Annotated in this window: 21 protein-coding genes; 18 read left to right on the top strand and 3 right to left on the bottom strand. The window is 27.7% G+C overall.

Annotation, left to right across the window (positions count from 1 at the left end; all coding sequences use genetic code 11):
* The first annotated feature begins 26 nt into the window (after positions 1–26).
* The 8 genes from BN2920_RS21820 to BN2920_RS14275 all read left to right on the top strand — a co-directional run bounded on the left by BN2920_RS21820 (position 27) and on the right by BN2920_RS14275 (position 7,853).
* On the top strand, positions 27–167 hold the full coding sequence (locus BN2920_RS21820) for a hypothetical protein (RefSeq protein ID WP_172437812.1): 141 nt from the start codon (positions 27–29) through the stop codon (positions 165–167).
* A gap of 177 nt (positions 168–344) precedes the next feature.
* Positions 345–2,369: a YgiQ family radical SAM protein gene (locus BN2920_RS14305; protein ID WP_058295666.1), complete on the top strand. Its 2,025-nt coding sequence runs from the start codon at positions 345–347 to the stop codon at positions 2,367–2,369.
* A gap of 572 nt (positions 2,370–2,941) precedes the next feature.
* Entirely contained in the window at positions 2,942–4,030 is a 1,089-nt protein-coding gene (locus BN2920_RS14300) for an ATP-binding protein (RefSeq protein WP_058295665.1), read from the top strand.
* A 247-nt stretch (positions 4,031–4,277) separates the two neighbouring features.
* Positions 4,278–5,219, top strand: coding sequence for a ketopantoate reductase family protein (locus tag BN2920_RS14295; protein WP_058295664.1), 942 nt, complete (start codon positions 4,278–4,280; stop codon positions 5,217–5,219).
* Positions 5,220–5,445: 226 nt separating this feature from the next.
* Positions 5,446–6,201, top strand: coding sequence for an exodeoxyribonuclease III (locus tag BN2920_RS14290; protein ID WP_058295663.1), 756 nt, complete (start codon positions 5,446–5,448; stop codon positions 6,199–6,201).
* 82 nt (positions 6,202–6,283) lie between these two features.
* Positions 6,284–6,853 (top strand): thioester domain-containing protein, encoded by a 570-nt coding sequence (locus tag BN2920_RS14285; RefSeq protein WP_058295662.1) that lies wholly within the window; start codon positions 6,284–6,286, stop codon positions 6,851–6,853.
* 91 nt (positions 6,854–6,944) lie between these two features.
* A complete protein-coding gene (locus BN2920_RS14280; RefSeq protein ID WP_058295661.1) occupies positions 6,945–7,460 on the top strand; it encodes a cysteine hydrolase family protein in 516 nt (171 codons plus the stop codon).
* A gap of 159 nt (positions 7,461–7,619) precedes the next feature.
* Positions 7,620–7,853 (top strand): hypothetical protein, encoded by a 234-nt coding sequence (locus BN2920_RS14275; protein WP_058295660.1) that lies wholly within the window; start codon positions 7,620–7,622, stop codon positions 7,851–7,853.
* A 295-nt stretch (positions 7,854–8,148) separates the two neighbouring features.
* Here BN2920_RS14275 and BN2920_RS21815 read toward each other — a convergent pair whose 3' ends face one another.
* Entirely contained in the window at positions 8,149–8,304 is a 156-nt protein-coding gene (locus BN2920_RS21815; RefSeq protein WP_097919300.1) for a hypothetical protein, read from the bottom strand.
* Positions 8,305–8,480: 176 nt separating this feature from the next.
* Here BN2920_RS21815 and yaaA point away from each other — a divergent pair, with 176 nt between their 5' ends.
* The 5 genes from yaaA to BN2920_RS14250 all read left to right on the top strand — a co-directional run bounded on the left by yaaA (position 8,481) and on the right by BN2920_RS14250 (position 16,194).
* Entirely contained in the window at positions 8,481–9,269 is a 789-nt protein-coding gene (yaaA, locus tag BN2920_RS14270) for a peroxide stress protein YaaA (RefSeq protein ID WP_058295659.1), read from the top strand.
* Positions 9,270–9,285: 16 nt separating this feature from the next.
* Positions 9,286–10,203, top strand: coding sequence for a ribonuclease Z (locus BN2920_RS14265; protein WP_058295658.1), 918 nt, complete (start codon positions 9,286–9,288; stop codon positions 10,201–10,203).
* A 426-nt stretch (positions 10,204–10,629) separates the two neighbouring features.
* Positions 10,630–12,045 carry a potassium/proton antiporter gene (locus BN2920_RS14260; protein ID WP_058296926.1) on the top strand — a complete coding sequence of 472 codons (1,416 nt, stop codon included), beginning with the start codon at positions 10,630–10,632 and terminating at the stop codon, positions 12,043–12,045.
* A gap of 316 nt (positions 12,046–12,361) precedes the next feature.
* Positions 12,362–13,735: a methyl-accepting chemotaxis protein gene (locus BN2920_RS14255; RefSeq protein ID WP_230132134.1), complete on the top strand. Its 1,374-nt coding sequence runs from the start codon at positions 12,362–12,364 to the stop codon at positions 13,733–13,735.
* A 458-nt stretch (positions 13,736–14,193) separates the two neighbouring features.
* Positions 14,194–16,194, top strand: a complete 2,001-nt coding sequence (locus tag BN2920_RS14250) for a GTP-binding protein (protein ID WP_058295656.1) — start codon at positions 14,194–14,196, stop codon at positions 16,192–16,194.
* A gap of 793 nt (positions 16,195–16,987) precedes the next feature.
* On the opposite strand, the gene BN2920_RS14240 is transcribed toward BN2920_RS14250, so the two are convergent.
* Positions 16,988–17,560: a DNRLRE domain-containing protein gene (locus tag BN2920_RS14240; RefSeq protein ID WP_058295654.1), complete on the bottom strand. Its 573-nt coding sequence runs from the start codon at positions 17,558–17,560 to the stop codon at positions 16,988–16,990.
* Positions 17,561–18,129: 569 nt separating this feature from the next.
* On the opposite strand from BN2920_RS14240, the gene BN2920_RS14235 reads away from it, so the two are divergent.
* The 5 genes from BN2920_RS14235 (at position 18,130) to BN2920_RS14215 (ending at position 23,459) form a co-directional block, all read left to right on the top strand.
* Complete coding sequence (locus BN2920_RS14235; protein WP_058295653.1) at positions 18,130–18,876, top strand: M48 family metallopeptidase; 747 nt, start codon at positions 18,130–18,132, stop codon at positions 18,874–18,876.
* Positions 18,877–19,101: 225 nt separating this feature from the next.
* Positions 19,102–19,575, top strand: a complete 474-nt coding sequence (locus tag BN2920_RS14230) for a helix-turn-helix domain-containing protein (protein WP_083498818.1) — start codon at positions 19,102–19,104, stop codon at positions 19,573–19,575.
* Positions 19,576–19,610: 35 nt separating this feature from the next.
* Positions 19,611–20,192 carry an ATP-dependent Clp endopeptidase proteolytic subunit ClpP gene (gene clpP / locus BN2920_RS14225; RefSeq protein WP_058295652.1) on the top strand — a complete coding sequence of 194 codons (582 nt, stop codon included), beginning with the start codon at positions 19,611–19,613 and terminating at the stop codon, positions 20,190–20,192.
* A 322-nt stretch (positions 20,193–20,514) separates the two neighbouring features.
* Positions 20,515–21,084, top strand: coding sequence for a phosphatase PAP2 family protein (locus tag BN2920_RS14220; protein ID WP_058295651.1), 570 nt, complete (start codon positions 20,515–20,517; stop codon positions 21,082–21,084).
* A gap of 926 nt (positions 21,085–22,010) precedes the next feature.
* Positions 22,011–23,459: an N-acetylmuramoyl-L-alanine amidase family protein gene (locus tag BN2920_RS14215; protein WP_058295650.1), complete on the top strand. Its 1,449-nt coding sequence runs from the start codon at positions 22,011–22,013 to the stop codon at positions 23,457–23,459.
* Positions 23,460–23,496: 37 nt separating this feature from the next.
* Here BN2920_RS14215 and BN2920_RS14210 read toward each other — a convergent pair whose 3' ends face one another.
* Positions 23,497–24,261 carry an HAD hydrolase family protein gene (locus BN2920_RS14210; protein WP_058295649.1) on the bottom strand — a complete coding sequence of 255 codons (765 nt, stop codon included), beginning with the start codon at positions 24,259–24,261 and terminating at the stop codon, positions 23,497–23,499.
* Positions 24,262–24,389: the final 128 nt, after the last annotated feature.

The following is a 24,389-nucleotide window of genomic DNA, read 5'->3' as shown; positions in this document are numbered from 1 at the left end:
TGAAAACGAAAAGGAGAAATAGAAATATGACTACTAAATATAAGAATACAAAAAAGAAAATGGCATCTTTAGGACTTAGAAAAACTGAGGAGGGAGATTATACATATATAGATCCAAATGATAAAACTTCAGAATTTATTCCTGTTAGAAATAAAAAGAATAAATAAAGCCAGAACATGTTTTTTATTAATGTATATCTTTCATAATGCGGTAGATGATATAGAATTATATCACTACCTTTTTTATTTAAAAATATATTGGAAGTGTATTTTATATATTAGTTTTTTATGTATTTGTGTTATAATCTTTAAAGAAAAACACAAGAAAATTAAGTAGGTGCAAATATGTTAACTGAAAAAAAGTTTTTACCAATAAGTAGAAGAGATATGAAAGAAAGAGGCTGGGATGAATGTGACTTTGTTATAGTTACAGGAGACAGCTATATAGATCATCATAGCTTTGGAACAGCAATTATATCAAGAGTTTTAGAAGCTCATGGATATAAGGTTGGTATTATACCTCAGCCAGACTGGAATAATATTTATGATTTCCAAAGACTAGGTAGACCAAAGTATGCGTTTTTAGTAAATGCAGGTAATATGGATTCAATGGTTAATCATTATACAGTAGCCAAAAAGCTTAGAGAAAAAGATATGTATTCTCCGGGCGGAAAAATGGGCCTTAGACCTGATAGAGCAACAATCGTTTATTGTAATAAAATAAGAGAAGCTTATAAGGATATAGATATAGTAATTGGCGGAGTTGAAGCAAGTCTTAGAAGATTTGCACATTATGATTATTGGGAAAATAAAGTTAGAAAATCAATGCTTGTTGATAGCACAGCAGATCTTTTAATTTATGGAATGGGAGAAAAACCAATAGTTGAAGTAGCAGAAAGCTTAAAAAATGGAGTACGTGCAAAAGATATAACATATGTAAGGGGAACATGTTATTTAACTGAAAGTTTAGATGACATTCATGAAGGTTACATAGAAGTGCCATCATATAAGGAAGTTGTATCTGATAAAATAAAATATGCTAAAGCAAGCAAAATAGAATATGAAGAACAGGATAGTGTAAGAGGTAAGATTATTGTTCAAAAGCATGGAAATAAGTATATGGTTCAAAATATACCTCAGCCGCCGTTAAATAGAGAAGAATTAGATGCGGTTTATGATCTTCCATATATGAAAACATATCATCCATCATATGAAAGTAAGGGAGGAGTTCCTGCTATTGAAGAAGTACAATTTAGTACTGTAAGTTCAAGAGGATGCTTTGGTGATTGCAAATTCTGTGCAATAACACTTCATCAAGGAAGAGTAGTTCAAAGCAGAAGTAAGGAATCAATATTAAAAGAAGTAGAGCAAATTACAAAACTAAAAGATTTTAAAGGATATATTCATGATGTTGGAGGACCAACAGCAAACTTTAGACAGCCAGCATGCAGCAAACAGTTAGCTTTTGGCGCATGTAAAGGTAAGGAATGTTTATCTCCATCTGTATGTAAGAACATGGATGTAGATCATAGTGAATATTTAGATTTACTTAGAAGTATAAGAAAGGTTCCAGGAGTTAAAAAGGCGTTTGTTCGTTCTGGACTTAGATATGATTACATAATGGCTGATAAAGATGATACATTCTTTAAAGAACTTGTTGAGCATCATGTAAGTGGTCAGCTTAAAGTTGCACCAGAACACGTAAGTGCAGAAGTACTAAAATATATGGGTAAGCCAAGTGGCGATACTTATGATAAGTTTGTTGCAAAGTTTGAGAAGATAACCAAGAAACTTGGAAAGAAACAGTACATAGTTCCATATTTAATGTCTTCTCATCCAGGAAGCACTCTTGAATGTGCAATTGAACTGGCTGAATATTTAAGAGACATAAATTATCATCCAGAGCAGGTTCAGGATTTTTATCCAACACCAGGAACACCATCTACTACAATTTATTACACTGGAATAGATCCAATTACAATGAAGGAAGTGTATGTTCCAAAAACTAAACATGAAAAATCAATGCAGAGAGCTCTTCTTCAATATAGAAATCCTAAATATTATAATCTTGTCTATGAAGCTTTAACTGAAGCAGGAAGAACAGATTTAATTGGAGATGGACCAAAGTGTCTTATAAGAGATAAATTTGATTCAAATAATAAGTACAGTCAGAAGAGTTTGGCTAAAAGAAAAAATAATAGCAATAATGATGTTAGAAATAAGTCAAAAAATCTTCAAGAAAATAATAAAAAAACTAAAGGCAGAAATTTAGAGTCAGGCAAATCATCAAAAAGCAAAGGTTTGGATTCTGGCAGAAGTAAAAAGAAAAATACATTAAAATCTAATAATAAATCAAGAAGGTCACGTTAAATAAGAATTTGGTTGATAACAACCGAAATGAAGCTCTCATGTTCAGCTCGCTTGCTATAAAAATGAAGTCAAGAATTTAAACATAAATGATTGCGCCCAAAACCGTTTGCTCCAAGGCATATAATGCTTAGTGAGGTACGAACTTAGCAGTATAGCCCATCTTCATCTACCGATGAAGATGTTTCCTTTAATATACCTTGGACAAACAATTTTGGAACAATCATTGATGAAAAATTCTAAAGCTTCATTTTTCAATGCAAGTCTCCGCCGAACATAAGAGCTGTATTTCTTTGTTTCATATAAACTCATAGTATTAACATTATTGCTTTAAATAATGCATTTTTAAATTAAGTAATAGTTATTTATTGAATTTCAGTTGTTATCCACGTAAACTCAGTACGCGCTTTATTTAAAGTGCTAAGTTTAAATTTCAAAAATATACAAGTGGATAATATACATATTACGTGATATTATTCATATATAAGAAAATTAATGAAATAATAATAGGTATTAATTATATATGAAATAATTTCTTATATAATTAGGTAATAACTTAAAGAAAGGAAAAGGATATGTTTGGTTTAACAAAGGAAAAGGTATTTACAAAATCAATTACAAGAAAATATAAAAATGCAAGAATAACAATATTAGATGCCAAGTTTAAGATGGAAGATGACAGAGAAGTTATGCTTGATGTTGATAATGTAGATAGGCTTTTTAGTGAAATTAATAAAGCAGTTGAAAATAACAGTTCAAAATATAATCCAACTGGAAAAAGAATACTTATAGCAAATGATGAAGAATTAATTAATAATTTTAATAAAACTCCTAAGAATGAAGAGTTAAAAGAAACTCCATTAAAAGAAGAATTTGTTGATGTATATCTTCCTAAATATAGTTTAGATGATATATATTTATGTGAAAAAGAAAAAAAGCAAATAATGAACATTTTAAATATACAAAAGCATGCAGAAAAATTATATGGAGAATGGGGATTTGGAGATAAAAATAATTTTCCAAAATCTATAGTATTTAATTTCTTTGGACCTCCAGGAACAGGAAAAAGTATGGCGGCAGAAGCTGTTGCTAAATATATGGATAAAAAGATATATTCCATAAATTATGCAAATCTTGAATCGAAATATGTCGGACAAACTCCTAAAAATATTAAAAAAGCATTTGATATGGCAAAAACGGATAATGCTGTATTAGTTTTTGAAGAAGCAGATTCATTTCTTGGAAAAAGATTAACTAATATAAGCCAATCGGCAGATTATGGAGTTAACATAACAAGGAGTGTTATGCTTGTAGAACTTGAAAAGTTTGAAGGAGTAGTTATATTTACAACTAATCTTTTAGCTAATTATGATGAAGCCTTTAAGAGAAGAATATTAAGCAATATAGAATTTAAAATGCCGGATAAAGAAGGAAGAAAAGAGGTATTTAAATTACATACTCCTGAAAATATGCCATTAAATGAAGAGGTAACATTTGATGTACTAGCAGATGAATTTGAAGGCATAAGTGGAGCGGATATAAAGGATATAGTCTTTATGGCAGCTGTTAATGCTTTAGAATCTGAAAAAGAAAATGTTTCTATGGATGACTTTAAATCAGCATATAATAATATAAAAAATAGATATGTTTCTAATGATAATTAAGATATAATAAGAAAATTATAAGAATAATCAGTTAAATAGATAAATGTATTATTTGTAATAATTTTATAAAATTTAATATAAACTATAAATTATAAATATAGAAGAGTGGATTATTATTTAACATATCCACTCTTTTATATTTGCAAATTAATTATATTTCTATATATTGGTTGATTATGGTTTGTTTTATAAATAAGGTGTTATAATTGATATAATATTTACGATTAAAAGGGGGGGGAAGATTCCTGTGAAAGAAATAAAAACAGTATCTTTAATAGGACTTGGAGCTATTGGATGCTATATGGCAGAAAATTTAGTGAAAGCAGTAGGATATGATAATTTTAGAGTAATTGCTGATGGAAAAAGAAAAGAACGTATAGAAAATGAAGGAATTATTATTAATGGGGTATTAAATAATTTTAGGGTAGTCACACCAGAAGAAAAAACAAATCCAGCTGATTTAGTTATTGTTATAACTAAAATGATGCAATTGGAAAGTGCATTAAAAGACATTAAAAATCAAATTGGTGATAATACAATCATCATGTCATTATTAAATGGAGTTGAAAGTGAAGAAATTGTTGCAAATGTATACGGCGAAGATAAAATGCTTTATACTGTCACAAGAGCAGCTGTTACTAAAGTGGGCAATGTTGTAACGTATAATCCTAAAATTTCTTGTTTGGAATTTGGAGAAAAGAAAAATGAAGTTATAAGCGAAAGGGTAAAGGCCATAAGTGATTTATTTAATAAATCAGGTATTAAATATAAGATTCCTAAAGATATGATTAGAGCAATATGGAGAAAGTTTATGTGTAATGTTTCTGAAAATCAAAGTTCAGCAATTCTAGGAATTCCATTTGGAGCATGGCACAGCAATGAACATGCAAACTATGTAAGAGAAGCTGCCATGAATGAAGTGCTTGAAATTGCACAAAAACTCGGTATTGATTTATCTATAAATGATATACTTGATCAAAGAGAAGTTTTAAAGAAAATTAATCCAAATGCAAGAACATCACTACTTCAAGATATTGAAGCAGGAAGAAAAACAGAAGTTGAAATGTTTTCTGGAACAATAATGAACCTTGGAAGTAAATTGGGTATTAGTACACCAGTAAATAATCTTTTTTACCATATGATAAAAACTTTAGAAGATAAAAATGAAGGGGCTTTTAATTATTCTTAAAAAACTTTAAGGGTCTGTCGCATTAATTATTATGCATAGTAAGATATAATATTTAAATTTAATCATTCATTACTATATGTAGAAAACTTTGTGCGATAGCCCATAATTATTTATTCTTAATTATTATATTTAAGAAGATAATTTATGTGATATAATAATTATTATTAAATATAATTATTATGATAAATTTTATTTTATTATTTTACTTTAGGAGGATTTTATAATTATGAAAAAATTAATTTCATGGAATGTTAATGGTTTAAGAGCATGTGTAACAAAAGGCTTTTTAGACTTTTTTAAAGAAGTAGATGCAGATATATTTTGTATACAAGAAAGTAAGCTTCAAGAAGGTCAGATAGATTTAGATTTACCAGGATATAAAAGTTATTGGAACTATGCTGAAAAGAAAGGATATTCTGGAACAGCTATTTTTACAAAGGAAGAGCCTTTAAGTGTAAAATATGGTCTTGGAATAGCTGACCATGATAAAGAAGGAAGAGTTATAACTCTTGAGTTTGATGAATATTATGTTATAACAGTATATACACCAAATTCAAAAGCGGCACTTGAGAGACTTGATTATAGAATGGTATGGGAAGATGTCTTTAGAGAATATTTAAAATCATTAGAAGAAAATAAACCAGTAATAGTATGTGGAGACTTAAATGTAGCTCATAAGGAAATAGACTTAAAGAATCCAAAATCAAACAGAAAAAATGCAGGATTCACAGATGAAGAAAGAGAAAAGATGACTGATCTTTTAAATGCAGGTTTTATTGATACTTATAGATATTTTTACCCTGATACAGAAGGTGTTTATTCATGGTGGTCATATAGATTCAATGCCCGTAAAAACAATGCAGGATGGAGAATTGATTATTTCTTAACTTCAAAGTGCTTAGAAGATAGGCTTGAAAGCGCTAAAATACATACAGAAGTCATGGGGTCAGACCACTGTCCAGTAGAGCTTATAATAAAATAATATTTTAAAATACTATATTATGAATAAAAGAAACTATAAAGTCCAAACTAACATTATTCAAATATGTTAGGAGGACTTATTTATGAAAATAAATAGAAAAATAAAAAATTTAACTATTATAGCTTTAGGAGTAATGTTATTAAATATTTTTGTAGGTGCATATACAAATAAACTTCCAGAAAAAATATTAGTAAATACTGAAAAAAGCAAAATAGCTCAAGTTAAATACGGAAGATATGATATTAATGCAAAAAGAATATATGCAGAGAATGAAAATATAATTTTATATTGTTTGGAAATTGATAAAGGATATCCAGCAAATCATACTTTTATATTAGAGAGAGATGCAGAAAAAGAAATAAGCAGCATTATTGCAGCTGGATATCCGAGCAAAGATCCAGAAGAGTTAAATGTGAAAAATGAAAATGAAGCATATTTTGCTACACAAATTGCAATATGGAGTTATTTAGAGGGATATGATATAAATGCAATAACAGGTGAAGATATAAATATAGTAAATGCAATAAGGCAAATATATAATGAAGGAATGTCATATTCTCATCCTATTAAGACTATAAATAAAGTATATATTAGTAATAATAATTCTATACAAAATCTAGTTGCAATTTTTAAGCCGGCACAATTGGGGTAAAATTCCAAATGTGTTGACAAATTTTTAAACTAATATAAAATATAGACATAGCTAAAATTATAATTTTGATAAAAGGAAGATGGGGGAATAAATGAATAAAGCACTTTTAGTTATGGACGCTCAAGAAGATTTCATTGGAGATCAGCGGAATAAGGAGAAATTTGATTACGATGATGTTGATGACCTGATAAACAATATTAATGAAAGAATATCTTTTTATGAAGAAAACAATTATGAGGTTATCTATGTGACAACAGTTTTTCCGAATAACTTTTTTTACAGGAAGTTTGCTAAATATGGAATCTCAGGCAGCTTTGGCGCTAAAATTGACGCAAAAATAAAAATAGTTTCAGAAAACTATTTTGAAAAACAAACTCAAAATGCATTTAAAAACAAAAATTTAGTTAAGTTTATTAATGAAAAAGGTATTACACACATAGAATTAGTAGGTGTCGATGGAAGCTGCTGCATAGCTAAGACTGCAGAAGGGGCTAGAAAACTTAATTTAAAGGTAAATATATTAAGAAATAGTGTGGGTACGGCTTATCCACATAAAATAAATAAAATTAGCAAGAGGCTAGAACAATATGGAATAGCATACATTTAAAATGTATATTGCAATTTTCAATTTAGGAACTGCATTCAAAGGAAGGATTACTTTAAAGCAGTTCCTTTTATTATTCTATAAACAACATGAACCTTTATTAAATAAATGAATAATATAAAATATATAGTAATGTTGTTTTATGGGAGGCCAAATAAGAAAATGAATGGCTATCAATTAATAATGAAACTCCAAAGAAGAATAGCGCAAGATCCGAACTTTGCTAATAGATTTAACAAAGCGGTTGCTGACTTAAATAGGATTCCAGGACTTCAACAGGAAGTGCTAAGAATAATGCAAATGAATAATGAAGCTCAAAGACAAAAGGCTTTAGATAGTTTACCTAAGCAAGCCAAACATACTGTAGAAGACTTACTAAAAATGTTAAATAATTAAATTAAAACAATGTAACATCAGAGTTTATTGAGAAATAATCGAAATAAAGCTCTCAAGTTTCTTGCTGAGTTAAGCAATTTACACCAAATGCAAAGACTCTGCAGCACGTGAGAGCTTTATTTCTTTGTTTCATTTAAACTCATTTGTTAATATTATTAAATGAAGTGTTAGGAAAAACATCTTTTATAGATTAAGTTTTCCTAAAATATAGCATATGATATATTGGATTTGAATTGTTATCCACCAAACTCTAATATTACATAATATATTTAAAATGAGTTAAAAAATCTAAGCTTTAAAAACCACGTTTTTTAGCTTCTGCACCGCTTTCGTTTATACCAGGCGCTTCAATTGTAGTATTAAAGCTGCTTTTTGAATATTGTCCTTGAGTTTTACTACCATTTCTTAAATAACTCTTTTTGGAATAATCTCTACTGTTATTATTTTTCATGCATATCATCTCCTTAAAAATATTTCATTTTTAGTATTCCACTCAATGGCTACAAATAATATAGTAATTTGTGTTAAGAAAAAATATTGTTAATTGATATTAAATATTAATAATGTATAATATTAATAAGAAAATTATTAATATTAATTATATAAAAGAGAGAATAGGAGAAACTGATGTTAGTAGTACTTTCTCCAGCTAAAACGCTGGATTTTAATAAAAAAAATAATGATTTACCAATGACTAGTCCATATTTTATAAAAGAAGCAAGAAGTTTAGTAGAAGAATTAAAGACTTATGATGTTATTTCTTTAGAAAAGCTTATGAAAATAAGTAACAAATTGGCAGTTATAAATAAAGAAAAATTTCAAGAATGGGATGAAAGCTTAGATAATGCTATTCAATGTTCACTAGCATTTAAAGGTGAAGCCTATAGAGGCCTTGATATAGGAAGCTACAATGTGGAAGATTATTTTTATGCTAATGATCATCTTAGAATATTAAGTGGATTATATGGAGTGCTTAGACCATTTGATGGAATTAATTTTTATAGATTAGAAATGGGAACAAAATTAAAGTTTAATGAGTATAAAAATCTTTATGAATTTTGGAATGATAAAATTATAAATAGATTATATGAGGAACTTAAAAGTCATAATGAAAAGAAAATTATAAACTTAGCATCAAATGAATATTTTAAGTCTATTGAAAAAATAAGTGAATTTAAGGACGTTGAAGTTATAAATATAGCTTTCAAAGAATTAAAAGATGATAAATATAAAATAGTAACAGTTAAAGCTAAAAGAGCAAGAGGGCTTATGAGCTCGTTTATAATAAAAAATCAAATTGAAACAATTGAAGAAATAAAGAAATTTGATGTTGAAGGATATGAATACAATGAAGAATTATCTAAGAGTAATGAATTAGTATTTACTAGAGACAATAAGATATTTTCAATAGATTAAAAGGGAGAGGTTTGATATGGTGGACTTAACTCTTCTAGGCACAGGTGGTGGAATGCCAATGCCTAATAGGTTTTTATCAGCGATATTATTGACTTATAGAGGAAGAAAAATTCTAGTCGATTGTGGTGAAGGAACACAAGTGTCAATGCGAATGTGTAATAGTGGCTTTAAAAGCATAGATGTTATTTGTATTACTCATATTCACGGTGATCATATAATTGGTCTTCCAGGACTTCTTGGAACAATAGGTAATAGTGGAAGACAAGAGAAAATTATAATTATTGGTCCAAAAGGTATAACTGAAGCAGTAAATGGATTAAGAGTAATAGTGCCATATCTTCCTTATGAAATAGAAGTAATTGAAAACCCAAAAAAAGAAATATATATAGATAATGAGCATATAAAAAATGATATAGTAATTTCAACGTTGGAAGTTGATCATTCTGCACCATGTATAGGATATAATTTTTATATAAAAAGAAAACCTAAGTTTAATGTAGAAAAGGCTATAGAAAATAATGTGCCTAAATTCCTATGGAATACTCTCCAAAATGGTGAAAGCGTATTACATAATAACATTTTATATGAACCACATCTTGTTAAAGGCGATGATAGGAAAGGCATTAAAATTAACATTATAACAGATAGCAGGCCAACAGAAGAAATGGTTGATTTTATACGAGAAAGTGATTATTTTATATGTGAAGGAACATATGGCTTAGATGAAGACTTACCAAAAGCAATAAAAAATAAACATATGACTTTTAAAGAAGCAGCAACATTGGCGAGGTGTGGAAATGTAAAGAAGCTACTGTTGACGCATTTTAGTACGGCTATGGATGATCCTTTAATATACGAAGAAAATGCAAAAAATATATTTAAGCATACTATTATTGGGTATGACAGGTTTTTTGATATTGTTAACTTTGTATGATTTGTTGAAAAATATTAATAGATTTTTCATGATTTACATGGAAATGCAGGAGTGCAAGGAAAATGTTGCAATTGTTTTGAGGGATATAAAATATCTCTCTTTTTTATGTCTATAACTAGATATATATTAAAAATATATTTATTTGAAAAATATTAATGCAATTAAGAAAAGAAAAAGTTATAATTTTTTCAGACTAAGAAAGAGTAAAAGCAGTATAGTACTTTTAGAACTTAAATAAGTTAAATAATGCTAATAAATTAAATAAAAATACATATATAGAATATAAATATTAACATTTTATAAATTGACATAAAAATGTATAGTATGTTATATTAATTATAAATGAAAGAATTTAAAATAAAAAATTCAATTATTATGCAATATTAATTTATCAAAGAAAGGAAGATTAAGAAGATGACTATGAGTATGACAATAACGATGATTTTAATGTCATTAGTGCTTCTTATATGTATCTTTTCAACTAAAGCATTATATAAATTTGGAGTTCCATCGCTATTAATATTCATGATTTTAGGCATGTTGTTTGGCAGTGAAGGAATTGTAGGAATTCAGTTCAGTGACTATAATCTTGCAGGAAAAGTAGGTTCATTTGCATTATTGTTCATAATGTTTTATGGCGGATTTTGTACTAATTGGAAAATGGCCAAGCCAGAATTTCCAAAAGCATTATTAATGTCAACAGTTGGTGTAATAATTACATCTGTAGTAACAGGATTATTTTGTACTTTAGTTCTTAAAGTTACTATTTTAGAAGGGCTACTTGTGGGCGCAGTAGTTGCATCTACTGATGCAGCATCCGTATTTTCAATATTACGTTCACAAAAATTGAATTTAAAGGGAGGATTAGCATCTATTTTAGAGGTAGAAAGCGGAAGTAATGATCCGTGTGCTTATCTGATTACAATTACGCTTCTTACTCTTATGTCAGGTGGGAATAGTGGATCTTTATTAAAGACAGTTGTATTTCAAATAGTATTTGGTGTACTAGTTGGATTTATACTTTCAAAGATTGGGGCATATATTTTAAAGAATATAAAATTTGAAATTGAAGGATTGTATCCAATATTTGTGATTGCCATTGCTATTCTATCTTATTCATTAAGTGAATGGCTTGGGGGAAATGAATACTTAAGTGTATATATTGCTGGAATAATAATGGGAAATAGCAAGATTCATAATAAAAAGAGTCTTGTAAAGTTCTTTGATGGTATATCATGGCTTATGCAGATTACCTTATTCTTTATGCTTGGATTATTAAGTTTTCCTTCTCAGTTAAAATATGTTGCAGTGCCAGGATTTTTAATTTCAATATTTCTTATTGTTGTTGCAAGACCAATTTCAACATTTGCTGTTTTGACACCATTTAAAGTACCAATCAAACAACAATTATTTATATCATGGGTAGGGCTAAGAGGGGCAGCATCAATAGTTTTCGCTATACTTGCAGTTACTCATAAAGCATTTCTTGAAAGTGACATATTCCATATAGTGTTTTTTATAGCATTATTCTCAGTTTCTATTCAAGGTACGTTGATTGCAACAATAGCAAGAAAATTAGATCTTGTTGATGATGAAACTATAGTGTTAAAGACCTTTAATGATTATCAAGATGAAATGAGCACTCAATTATTTGAGAAACAGGTTACAGAAGAGAGTAAATGTGCAAATAAGACCATAATGGATGCTAATATTCCAGACGAAGTTCTTGTAGTAATGATAAAGCGTGATGGTAAAATTCTACACCCTAAAGGTGCAACTATGATAAAAGCAGGTGATACACTTGTACTTGCAGGTGATAGCTTTGATAGTGTACCTATATAAAAAATAATAGATTTTAATAAGAAAAATCTAAATTGAGTCAAGAACTTTAATTTAGATAGGTCCAATGCGTTAAAAAAAATTATAGTCCCCAAAAAGATTCCAAAAGCAAGTTTTGGAATCTTTTTTATTAAATTAAGATTATTCTATACAGCAAAAATATTAAAAATATAATTCATTTTTTGTAAGAATATACAAAAAGTGAATTTGTTCATAAATAGTATAGAAAATATTAGATAAGTGATTTATAATTATGATAACGTTTTACAAAAAGTTCTTATACAAGTAGTTAAACATAATTCGTTGAGAGGTGATGTTTATGAAAAATAAAAGATTAACTATTAGGAGCAAGATTATTGCGAGTTATTTAATATTACTAATTTTTATGCTCTCAATTGCAAGCGTTTGCGTTTTGCAATTGAAAAATGTCACAAAAGAATTAACTGAAATTCAGAGTATAATTAATAATGCAGCAGTACAAACTATGACAAAACAAAATATGAGAAAATCAATTACCTTGGTGGAAGAAACAGTTAGCAATTGTACAAGCAAGGCTATTACTATTTCAATTGTTGCTATTTTAATAGCTATAATATTAGCTATAATTATAAGCAAATCTGTTGTAGGACCATTAAAAAAATTAAATAAATTTGCTAATGCAATTAAAGCAGGTGATTTAACTGCAAAACTTAATGGAAAATATGATAAAGAGATTTCAGAAGTTATTGAGAGTTTAAATAATGCTATAGAAGCAAATAGAAATATGGTTAATGATATTCATAAAAGTTCTTTTTCACTTTTTGAATCCAATACTAAAGTAAGTTCATTAGTTGATACTATAGATAACAAAATGGAAGTAGTGAATTCCGCAACAAGAACAATAGCTAATGAAGTTGAACAATTAACTGCTGTATCAGAGGAAGTTAATGCATCTACTTCTGAAATAAAAGATAAAGTGGAAAACCTCAGTAATGTTGCAGAAAATCATGCAAAGGAAGCAGAAAATATAAAGGAAAAAGCTGTTAAAGTAAGAATTCAAGGTGAACAAGCAGTAGAAAATGCAAAGAATATATATTCAGAAAAAATTAATAATGTAACAAAAGCTATAGAACAAGGAAAAATAGTTGATGAAATTAAAATTATGGCAGAAGCTATTGCAGGTGTATCAGAGCAAACTAATCTTTTAGCTTTAAATGCAGCAATTGAAGCTGCCAGAGCTGGTGAAGCAGGTAAGGGATTTGCAGTAGTTGCAGAAGAAGTCAAAAAACTAGCTGAAGAAAGTGGAGATAACGTAAAGAAAATTCAAATAATAATAGAAGATGTAAAGCAGGCTTTTGATAATTTAAGTGAACAAAGTAAGGGATTGCTTTCATTTTTAGAGGTAGATGTTAATAGAGATTATAAATTACTTATAGAAACTGCAAAAAGCTATGAAGAAGATTCTACACTTATAACTGCAATGTCACAAAATGTAAGGGATGTTAGTAAATCTATAAATGAAGTTATAAATCAAATAAGTCAAGGAATAGAAGTAGTAAGTAAGACAGCCCTTGAAACATCAAGTAAATCTCAGGCTATTATTGAAAATGTAGATGAAGTTGGAACTCAGGTAGAAGATATTATTTTACAAGTACAAGAAGAATCAAAGCTCTCAGAAAAATTAGAAGAAGTAGTCAATGTTTATACTATTTAATTATTTTATAGTTAAATTTTATAATATATTATATTAATTATCTCATAACTAAACTTCATAATACCCTTTAAATATTTATTTCCCCTAGATGCCTCAAGATGATGAGGCATCTTTTTAACATATAGGAAAATATAAAATTTTTATCATAGAGAAAGCCTTAAGAATAGAGCTTTTCTGTAACTTATATAGTTCAATACGTTAAAAAATAAATTATATGCGCCTGGCCTTTTCTTCGGCAAGCTCAGAAAATCCAGAATGCGCTAAAAAATCGACGGCTAAAGGATTTTCTTGAATTTAAGTTATTGTATTCTATTTAGTTCATTTTTTATAAATAGATTATGGCATAGTCGCCTTGGCAATTTTTTTATTCTTTAGAAATTAGAATGTAGAAGAAAATAATTTGAAATATGATATACTAAAAATAAAGATTTTAAACATAACTTAAAGAGGAGATTTTTATGAAAAAGACAATAGGAATTTTAGCACATGTAGATGCCGGTAAAACTACATTTTGTGAGCAGGTACTATATCTTACAAAAAGCATTAGAAATAAAGGCAGAGTTGATCATAAAAATTCATTTTTAGATAACCATGAAATTGAAAAAGAAAGAGGAATAACTGTTTTTTCAGAGCAAGCAATTTTTAATTTAAATGATTCAACATATTATCTTATTGATACTCCAGGCCATATTGATTTTTCTTGTGAAATGGAAAGGTCAATAAATGTTATGGATTATGCAGTGATTATTTTAAGTGGTGTTGAAGGAATTCAGGGGCATACTAAAACTGTTTGGAATCTGCTAGAAAAAAATAATGTTCCTACTTTTATATTTATAAATAAAATGGATAGAGCAGGATATGATAAAGAACGTATCATAAAAGATATACATAGAGAATTATCTAAGGATATCTTTTTTATAGCTAAAGAAGATATAGATATAACGCATGATAATGGTAAATACATTAATTTTAATGAAGAATTAATTGAATTTATAAGTGAGCAGGATGAAGAACTTTTAGAGAAATATTTAAATGGTGAATATGATAATAATATTTATGAGAAAGAATTAAAAGAACTTATAAAAGATAGAAGAGTATTCTTAGCTTTTGGAGGATCAGCCTTAAATAATGAAGGCATAGAAGAATTTTTATATGCAATAGATAAACTTTCAATAACAAATTATGATGAGTATGAAAATGAAAAATTCTCTGGAGTTGTTTATAAAGTAAGATATGATTCTAATAATACAAGAAATACTTTTATTAAGTGTATAAAAGGAAGTTTAAAAGTTAAAGATGAAATTTCTTATATTTCAAACAAATCTAATGATGATGAAATAATTGAAGAAAAGGTAAATAACATAAAGATTTATAATGGAAATAAATTTAAGCCAGTAGATATAATAAAAGCTGGAGACATTTTTACGTTAACAGGTTTAAGTAATGCTATACCAGGAGATAAAATTGGTGAATTTAAAGGAAAAGTAAATTACTTAATGGTACCGACATTAAAATCTAAAGTTCTATTTGATGAAACTTTAAATCCTAAAGATGTGCTTAAGTTTTTTAGAATATTAGAAGGTGAAGATCCTGCACTTAATGTAGAATATAGTGAACTTCTTAAAGAAATACAAGTTCATATAATGGGAAAAATACAGCTTGAAGTTCTTAAAGAGTTAATGGCTAGCAGGTTCAATATAGATGTTGAGTTTGGTCCATGTAAAATATTATATAAAGAAACCATAAACACAGAAGTTATTGGAAGTGGTCATTTTGAACCTCTTAGACATTATGCAGAAGTTCATTTTAAAATACAGCCAGCAGAAAGAAATAGTAAAATAACATTTGAAAGTAAATGTCATGTAGATAATTTAAATATAGGACATCAAAATTTAATTAAGACACATGTTTTTGAAAGAAATCATAAAGGTATTTTAACAGGATCTCCAATTACAGATATTAAAATAACATTAATAAATGGTCGTGCACATTTGAAGCATACTTGTGGTGGAGATTTTAGAGAAGCAACATATAGGGCTATAAGGCAAGGTTTAGAAAAAGCAGAAAATATTCTCCTTGAACCATATTATAAGTTCATATTAGAAATACCATTAGAGTATATGGGAAGGGCAATTGCTGACATTCAAAAATTAAGTGGTGAATTTTATGCACCTAAAACTTATGAAGATAAGGTAATTATAGAAGGGAGAGGCCCTGTATCAACCTTCATGGATTATTATTTAGAGGTTATAGCATACACAAAAGGAAAAGGCAGTATAAATTATATTTATGATGGATATGATATTTGCCATAATATTGAAGAAGTAATAGAAGAAATATCTTATGATAAAAATTCAGATAAGGAATATACATCTAATTCTGTTTTTTGTTCTCATGGTGCTGGTTATGCTGTGCCTTGGGATGAAGCCGATAAAAAGATGCACTGTATCATAGAATAAATAAAAGACGTACTGAGTTTAGTGTGAATAACCGAAATAAAGCTCTTATGTGGTGCTCGCTTGCTACAAAAATTAAGCTAAGAATTCAAACATGTAGACTTGCACCCACAAATGTTTGCTCCAATGTAAAATTGGACAAACAATTGTGGAACAAGTCTACATGAAGAATTCTAAAGCTCAATTTTTGAATGCAAGACACCGCACACATAAGAGCTTTATTTCTTTGTTTAATCTAAATTCAGAGTATCGGTATTATTGTTGCTATACATAAATACATTTTTAAATTAAGGAATAGTTGTTTATAGATGTTAATGATTTAAGAAGTTAATATTTTATCATTTAAAAAATGGTATCAGTTTATAAATATCAGAATATATATTCTTACGAATTTGCTTATTCTATGCTGGTTAAGGTGATTTTTATAGGTAATTTCATAAGTTACCTCCATTGATTAGAAGATATACCTTAAGGCATAGAATATAAAAAGCATTAATCATAATTAAAATAAATTGGGTATATATGATTTTAGAGAAAAACAAAGAAATTCAATATATGAATAGGCCTAGTATTGTATTGGAAATTTCAGCTTTTAAATTCTTTGGCAGAGGCTGTTCCAAAATTGTTTGTCCAAAAACTTGTTTTTTGGAGCAAACATTTTTGGGTGCAGCCTCTGCCATTAGAAGTTTTAGCTGAAATTTCCCTACAATCGAGCCTATCATATATTGAATTTCGGTTGTTATCCACAAAACTCTGATTCTACGTCCCTTATTTATGTTGGGATGTTCAAGTTAGACTATCTATTGCTATGATATTTATTATTTGGTTGGGTGTATGAATAGGTACTATCTTTATATTGAACAAGAAGCCAAGGTGGATTATTTGAGCTTAAAGAAGCAAATTTTATTAATGATGTATAGTAATTATGGGATTCAATTGTCATTCCATAATTATTACCTGTATCTATCCAGCTATTAACAAATCGTGATACATCTATTTTTATATAGCTTCCAACACTATTTTCATCTACTAAAACTTGATTTACATCAGAAGTTTCAGGTGTAGTATTCCATGTAACTGTATTTATATCGAAAGGATTCATGTTTTTGTAGAAACATAAGTTATTATTTGAATAATAACTTGAATCAGTGTTTATATCCTTTACATATAAACATAAATGAGCAAATTCAATTGGAAAATAAACCATAGATAAATCAAATGTTAATAATGTCTTGTACATTATTAGATTAGAAGGTGTCTCATGAAAACTTCCAGCAAGTGTCTTTTTTAAATCAGAAAAATTCTCAGTAGCATGACTGCTATCTACAAAAGCAGTGCCAAGGGGTTTAACTTTCATTACAGAACCCATAACAATCAACTCCTTTATTAAATTTAGAAAGCTTAAGATATGATTGTGAGCAATTTTATTTATTACATGATTAAGATAATTAATTTATATTATTTGATAATTTTATTATATTAAAACAACACATATAAAAAGTATCTTAATTTATAATATGAAGTAAGTTTGAATTAGATGAATATTCTTTTAATTTAAATCAAAAAAACTAGACTATCTATTAGATAATCTAGTTTTTTTGTAAAATTTAAATCTCGTATAATTTTGATTTTTAGCTTTTGTAAAATTTAAATGCTATAAGTGTATATGTAAAAAGTTTGAATAAGTGGCCCATACTTTTACATATGAAAGATTTTAATTTTTAAAAGCCTGTTATAGTATAACATACTTTAAGTAAAAGTAGTTAGTGAATTTTTTTGGAAAAAATAATATTTATTATACTTTTATAGGGGATTAGATTTAGAATAATATTCATAATTGAATATAATTATGAAATTTTTAGATAGGTTCACATTTTATGAAAATTTATAGCCATGATATAATTATTATAAAGCTTAAATTTAGGAGCGATATTAAAAATGAATATAAAATTTAAAAATGAAATTATAGAATTTGAATTAATACGGAGAAAAAGAAAAAGCCTTTGTATTAGAATAGAAAAGAATGGTGATGTTAAGGTAATATCACCAATGAAATTAAATAAAGAATATATTTTAGAGTTTGTTTTAAAAAAGGCAGATTGGATAATAACTAAAAAAAATGAAATAAAAGAATCAGAAAGTAAAATTATAAAGCGTGAATTTAAAGATAATAGCACATTTATGTATTTAGGAAGAGAATGTCCAATAAAACTTATTTATGATGAAAAATTTAAAAAAGTGGAAATTGATATAAAAAGCAATAATTCTGAAAATATTAATAAAAAAGAAAATGAGTGTTTTTATTTTGAAATTAAAACAAATACATATAATGAAGAAATTTTAAGAAAAACTTTAGAAAAATGGTACAGAGAAAAAACGTTTGAAATTGTTGCTCAAAGAATTGATTTATATTCATATAAATTTACAGATAAAGTAGCTGGTATAAAGGTTAAGGAGCAAAAGAGACGTTGGGCAAGTATTAATATTAAAAATGAAATATTCTTTAACTGGAGAATAAGCATGGCTCCACTTGAAGTTATAGATTATATAGTTGTTCATGAAATGTGTCATATGGATTTTAGAAATCATTCTAAAGATTTTTGGAGAAGAGTTGCAGAAGTAATGCCATTTTATAAAATATATCATAATTATCTTAAAGAAAATGGAGTTAACATGTATATCTAAAAGATGAGTAATTTTAAATAATTAAAAATTGAGTATTGGAAAATTTTCTTAAAAATTATTTTATAAAACAAGCTTTTATGAAATTTTGAACTTTTTAAGAATATTTAAAATTAACTATATTTTGAATATTTCTTAAAAAAGCATCAAAACTTAAAAATAGCAATATACATTAAAACTTCAATTATACATATGGATATAATTAAATATATGGAAGGAGTGGAATACATGAATTTTGAGTTGGAAACAATAAAAAAAGTTGTTGACTATATAGAAGAAAATCTTAATGATGAATTAAACTTAGATAAAATAGCAGAAAAAGCTGGATATTCAAAATTTCATCTGCATAGAATTTTTTCAAAAATAGTTGGTGAAACAATCCATAAATATATTCAAAAGAGAAGACTTACAGAAGCAGCAAGAAAACTGGTTTATACTGATGAGTCGATTATTGATATAGCATTAATTTCCGGATATGAAAGTCAACAAGCTTTTACATTGGCCTTTAAAAAAATGTATAAAAGCTCACCACAGATGTATAGAATTAAAAAGAATTTTGAACCTAAACAATTAAGTATTGATATTGAAGAAGTATTTAATTATTATGAAAATCAATATAAATCACATGAAAATTTATATGATAACAAGATTATTAGAAAAAATGGTCCATATAAATCAGATTCTCTTAAAATGGCAGCTTAACTTTTAAGGTTTAATATATTTTTTGGAGGTATAACATGAGCAGTTTAATACCATATGTAGTTGAACAAACAAGCAGAGGAGAACGAAGTTATGACATTTATTCTAAGCTTTTAAATGATAGAATAATATTTTTAGGTGGAGAAGTTAATGATGATATTGCAAATTTAATAGTTGCGCAGCTTTTATATTTAGAATCACAAGATCCAGATAAAGATATACATTTATATATAAACAGTCCAGGAGGATCAGTAACAGCTGGATTTGCAATTTATGATACAATGAAGTATATAAAATGTGATGTTTCAACTATCTGTGTTGGTATGGCAGCCAGTATGGGAGCATTTCTACTTGCAGGTGGAGAAAAAGGAAAGCGATATGCACTTAAAAATGCAGACATTATGATACATCAGCCATCTGGAGGTTCAAAAGGGCAGGCAACTGATATGAAAATTATGGTTGATTGGCTTTTGAGCAATAAAAGAAGATTAAATAGAATTTTATCAGAAAACACAGGAAAAAGCATTGAGCAAATTGAGACAGACACAGACAGAGATAATTTTATGTCAGCAGATGAAGCAAAAGAATATGGCTTGATTGATAAGGTACTTGATAGGTGAAATGATAGAAATACATTAATTTATTAAAAAAACACATCTTATGTTATAATTATTTTTAAGAATTATAATATTAAGATGTGTTTTGTGTTTTATATATTATCTATCTATTTTTGAGATTAATTATCAAAAAGAATGGATAGAATAAATAGAAACTAATATTTAATTAAGGTAGATTATTTATAAAAATTCTTATTTAAATATAGTATGAAAGTATAAATTAATCATAATATATATTTTTAACAAGATATGACTAGACTAAATGTATGTTAACATTGTAGAATAAAAAAGAAATATATTAGAAGATTGGGGAATTTGATTTATAGTGAGAGTTGTACAAAATATAGATGAAAAAATATTAGAATATATAAGATTAAATATAAAAAATGAGAAGATGGATAAGGTAATGCCAATAATCACACGGTTAGGTGACTGTGGTATGTTATGGCTGGCTGTAGCACTTACATTTTTGATAACTAATAAATATCATGATGATGGTATAATGATAATATTTTCATTATTATTTTGCGTTATAATAGGAAATATAATAATAAAGTTATTATGTGCAAGAATGCGACCTTGTCATGTAAATGATAAAATTAATCTTCTTATTTCAAAACCACGTGATTACTCTTTTCCATCAGGACATACAATGTCTTCATTTGCTGCTGCAACAATAATTGCTAATGCAAATTTTAAGATGGGGATAATTTCATTTATAGTGGCTGTATTAATTGCATTTTCTAGATTATACCTATATGTTCACTATCCATCAGACGTGCTAGTTGGTGCTATACTGGGTGTAGTTATCAGTATTTTAACAATATACTATATAAATTTTATAGCCTTAAACAGATTCATGACCTATGTATTATCAAAAATAAATTTTAAATGAAATATGTGGGTTATTCTACAAAATAAATAAAGGACGTACTGAGTTTAGTGTGAATAACCGAAATAAAGCTCTTATGTGGTGCTCGCTTGCTACAAAAATTAAGCTAAGAATTCAAACATGTAGACTTGCACCCACAAATGTTTGCTCCAATGTAAAATTGGACAAACAATTGTGGAACAAGTCTACATGAAGAATTCTAAAGCTCAATTTTTGAATGCAAGACACCGCACACATAAGAGCTTTATTTCTTTGTTTAATCTAAATTCATAGTATCGGTATTATTGTTGCTATACATAAATACATTTTTAAATTAAGGAATAGTTGTTTATAGATGTTAATGATTTAAGAAGTTAATATTTTATCATTTAAAAAATGGTATCAGTTTATAAATATCAGAATATATATTCTTACGAATTTGCTTATTCTATGCTGGTTAAGGTGATTTTTATAGGTAATTTCATAAGTTACCTCTATTGATTAGAAGATATACCTTAAGGCATAGAATATAAAAAGCATTAATCATAATTAAAATAAATTGGGTATATATGATTTTAGAGAAAAACAAAGAAATTCAATATATGAATAGGCGTAGTATTGTATTGGAAATTTCAGCTTTTAAATTCTTTGGCAGAGGCTGTTCTAAAATTGTTTGTCCAAACACTTGCTTTTTGGAGCAAACATTTTTGGGTACAGCCTCTGCCATTAGAATTTTTAGCTGAAATTTCCCTACAATCGAGCCTATCATATATTGAATTTCGGGTGTTATCCTCTAAACTCTGATTCTACGTCCCTTATTTATATTGTTAACTTTTTATTAATACTCCAATATATATATAATTTATTCAGCTTAAATTAAGGTTAATTTGGTAAATTAAAACTATATAGAAATTTTATTTTAACATCAAAAGATGGAGGAGAGTAATAATATGAATAAAAATATAAAAAAAATAATAGCTTTTTCACTTGCAACAGGAACTTTTGCAACATGTGGGCCACTAACAAATTCTAACTTATTTACAACAAAAGCTTATGCATCATCAGATGATGCTGATGAGCTATCAGACATAGACGTGGAAGATGCTGATGGAGATACAATAGACCTTTATGAAGATAAAGACTATGATGATGAATATGATGAACCAGAAGAAGGTGAAACATATTATGGAGAAAGTGATACAAAAAAAATCACTATAGATGTTGATGGTGCTGATGAGGATTACGTTAGAATATTTAAAGGAAGCACTGAATATGAAGTTGGTGATAGTATCAGTTTAGATTCTAGTGGTACAACAACTTTAACAATAAGAGTATATGAAGATGAATATGATGAAGATGATACTTATTCAAGCTCTGAGTATAATCAATATAAATTAAAAATAGAATATAATGACGATGATGACGACGAAGATGATGACGATAATGAATTAACTGAAATACAAATGGAAGATGAAGATGGTGACGATATAGATCTTTATGAAGATGATGATTATGATGATGAACTAGAAGATGAACCAGAAGAAGATGAAACATATTATGCAGAAAGTGACACTAGGAAAGTTAAAATAGATGTAGATGCTGATGATGATTATGTTAGAATCTTTAAAGGAAGCACTGCATATGAAGTTGATGATGAAATTAAATTAGATTCAGGAAATACTACGTTAAAAATAAGAGTATATGATGATGAATATGATGAAGATGAAGACTATTCAAGTTCAGATTATAAAGAATATAAAGTAAAAGTAGAATATAATGGTGATGATGACGACGAAGATGATAATGAAGTAGCTTTATCAAGTCTTTCATTAGCAGGAGCAAGTATAAGCTTTAATAAAAATACTACTACATATAATTTAGGAGTAGGAAATACTACAAGCTCTTTAACTGTACAAGCTATACCTGTTGATAGTGATAATACTGTAACCATAAATGGAACAACTGTAAGCTCATCTGAAAATTATAAGAAAGCTGTAAATTTAAATGTCGGAAATAACACTGTAACAGTAAAAGTTCAAGATGAAGATGGAGAAAGCAAGACTTATACAGTAGCGGTTAATAGATCAGCACAAACTGTATATACAACTCCAGGAACTACATCAAATACAACAGCAGATACAACAACAGCAACTTCTAAATATGGATGGCAGCTAGTAAATAATACTTGGTATTATACTTATTCAAATGGAACTAAGGCAACAGGCTGGCAATATATAGGCGGAGAGTGGTATTATTTAGATTCAGCTGGAAGAATGAAAACAGGATGGTTTAAAGATACTGATGGCAGATGGTATTATTTACAATCATCAGGAGCAATGGCTAAAAATACAACTATAGGTGGATATAAATTAGGATCTAATGGTGCTTGGATAAGATAACAAAATATACATGAACTGAATTTTGGCTGGATTGAGATTAATCAATCCAGCCAAAATGCTTACATGCATATTCAATGCCATCATCATTGCTACATTTTGTAACAAATGAAGCAATTTCTTTAAGTTCATCGATGGCATTACCCATAGCAATTGAAAAAGGCGCTTTTTGAAACATGGAATAATCATTTTTTCCATCACCAAAAACAACAATGTCTTCAAGTGGAGCATTTAAGTAATTCATCATGCTTGTTATTCCTTTAAATTTATCATCAGGTTCTATGATTATAGAGTCTGGATGGTATCTTACATAGCTTACAGTATCAAGTATTTTGAATTGTTTTTCTTGCTCTATTGTCATTTCTAAAAATATTTTAAATATCTTTTTTTGCTTGTGAAAATCAAAGTTTGGATCACTTATTATAGTGGAATAGTGGTTTAAAGTTGAATTACATATATTGGTATATAAATGATTGCTATTATCAATTGAAACGTAAGTTTTAATACTATTAGAGAGCATTATATCAATCACTTCTAAAGCTGAATCGATATTTAGGGGTTCTATATCTATAAGTTTACCATCTAAAGTCAATCCATGACCGCCATCACTTACAATATTATTAATGCATACTTCATTAGCAAAGGTAAGAGAAGAATGTTGAGCTCGTCCAGTAGCAATTGCAACAAAGTGTCCATTTTTCTCTAATTTTTTTATTGTATTTAATGTGGATTCTGGAATTATTCCACCAGGATTAACAGTAGTTAATGTTCCATCGATATCAAAGAATAAGTATTTCTTTTTCATTTTTAATCCCCCTTAGACAGTTATTTTATAATACTTATTAAGTTTTTAAAGTATAGAAAGGGTATATACATAAATATATTCCACTTTAAGCCAATTATCAATAGAAACGTAAAATGAATTCTAGTGGT

It is taken from the genome of Clostridium neonatale (assembly GCF_001458595.1).
Taxonomy (GTDB): domain Bacteria; phylum Bacillota; class Clostridia; order Clostridiales; family Clostridiaceae; genus Clostridium; species Clostridium neonatale.
Note: the sequence above shows the minus strand (reverse complement) of the source record. Positions and strands in the feature narration are given on the sequence as shown.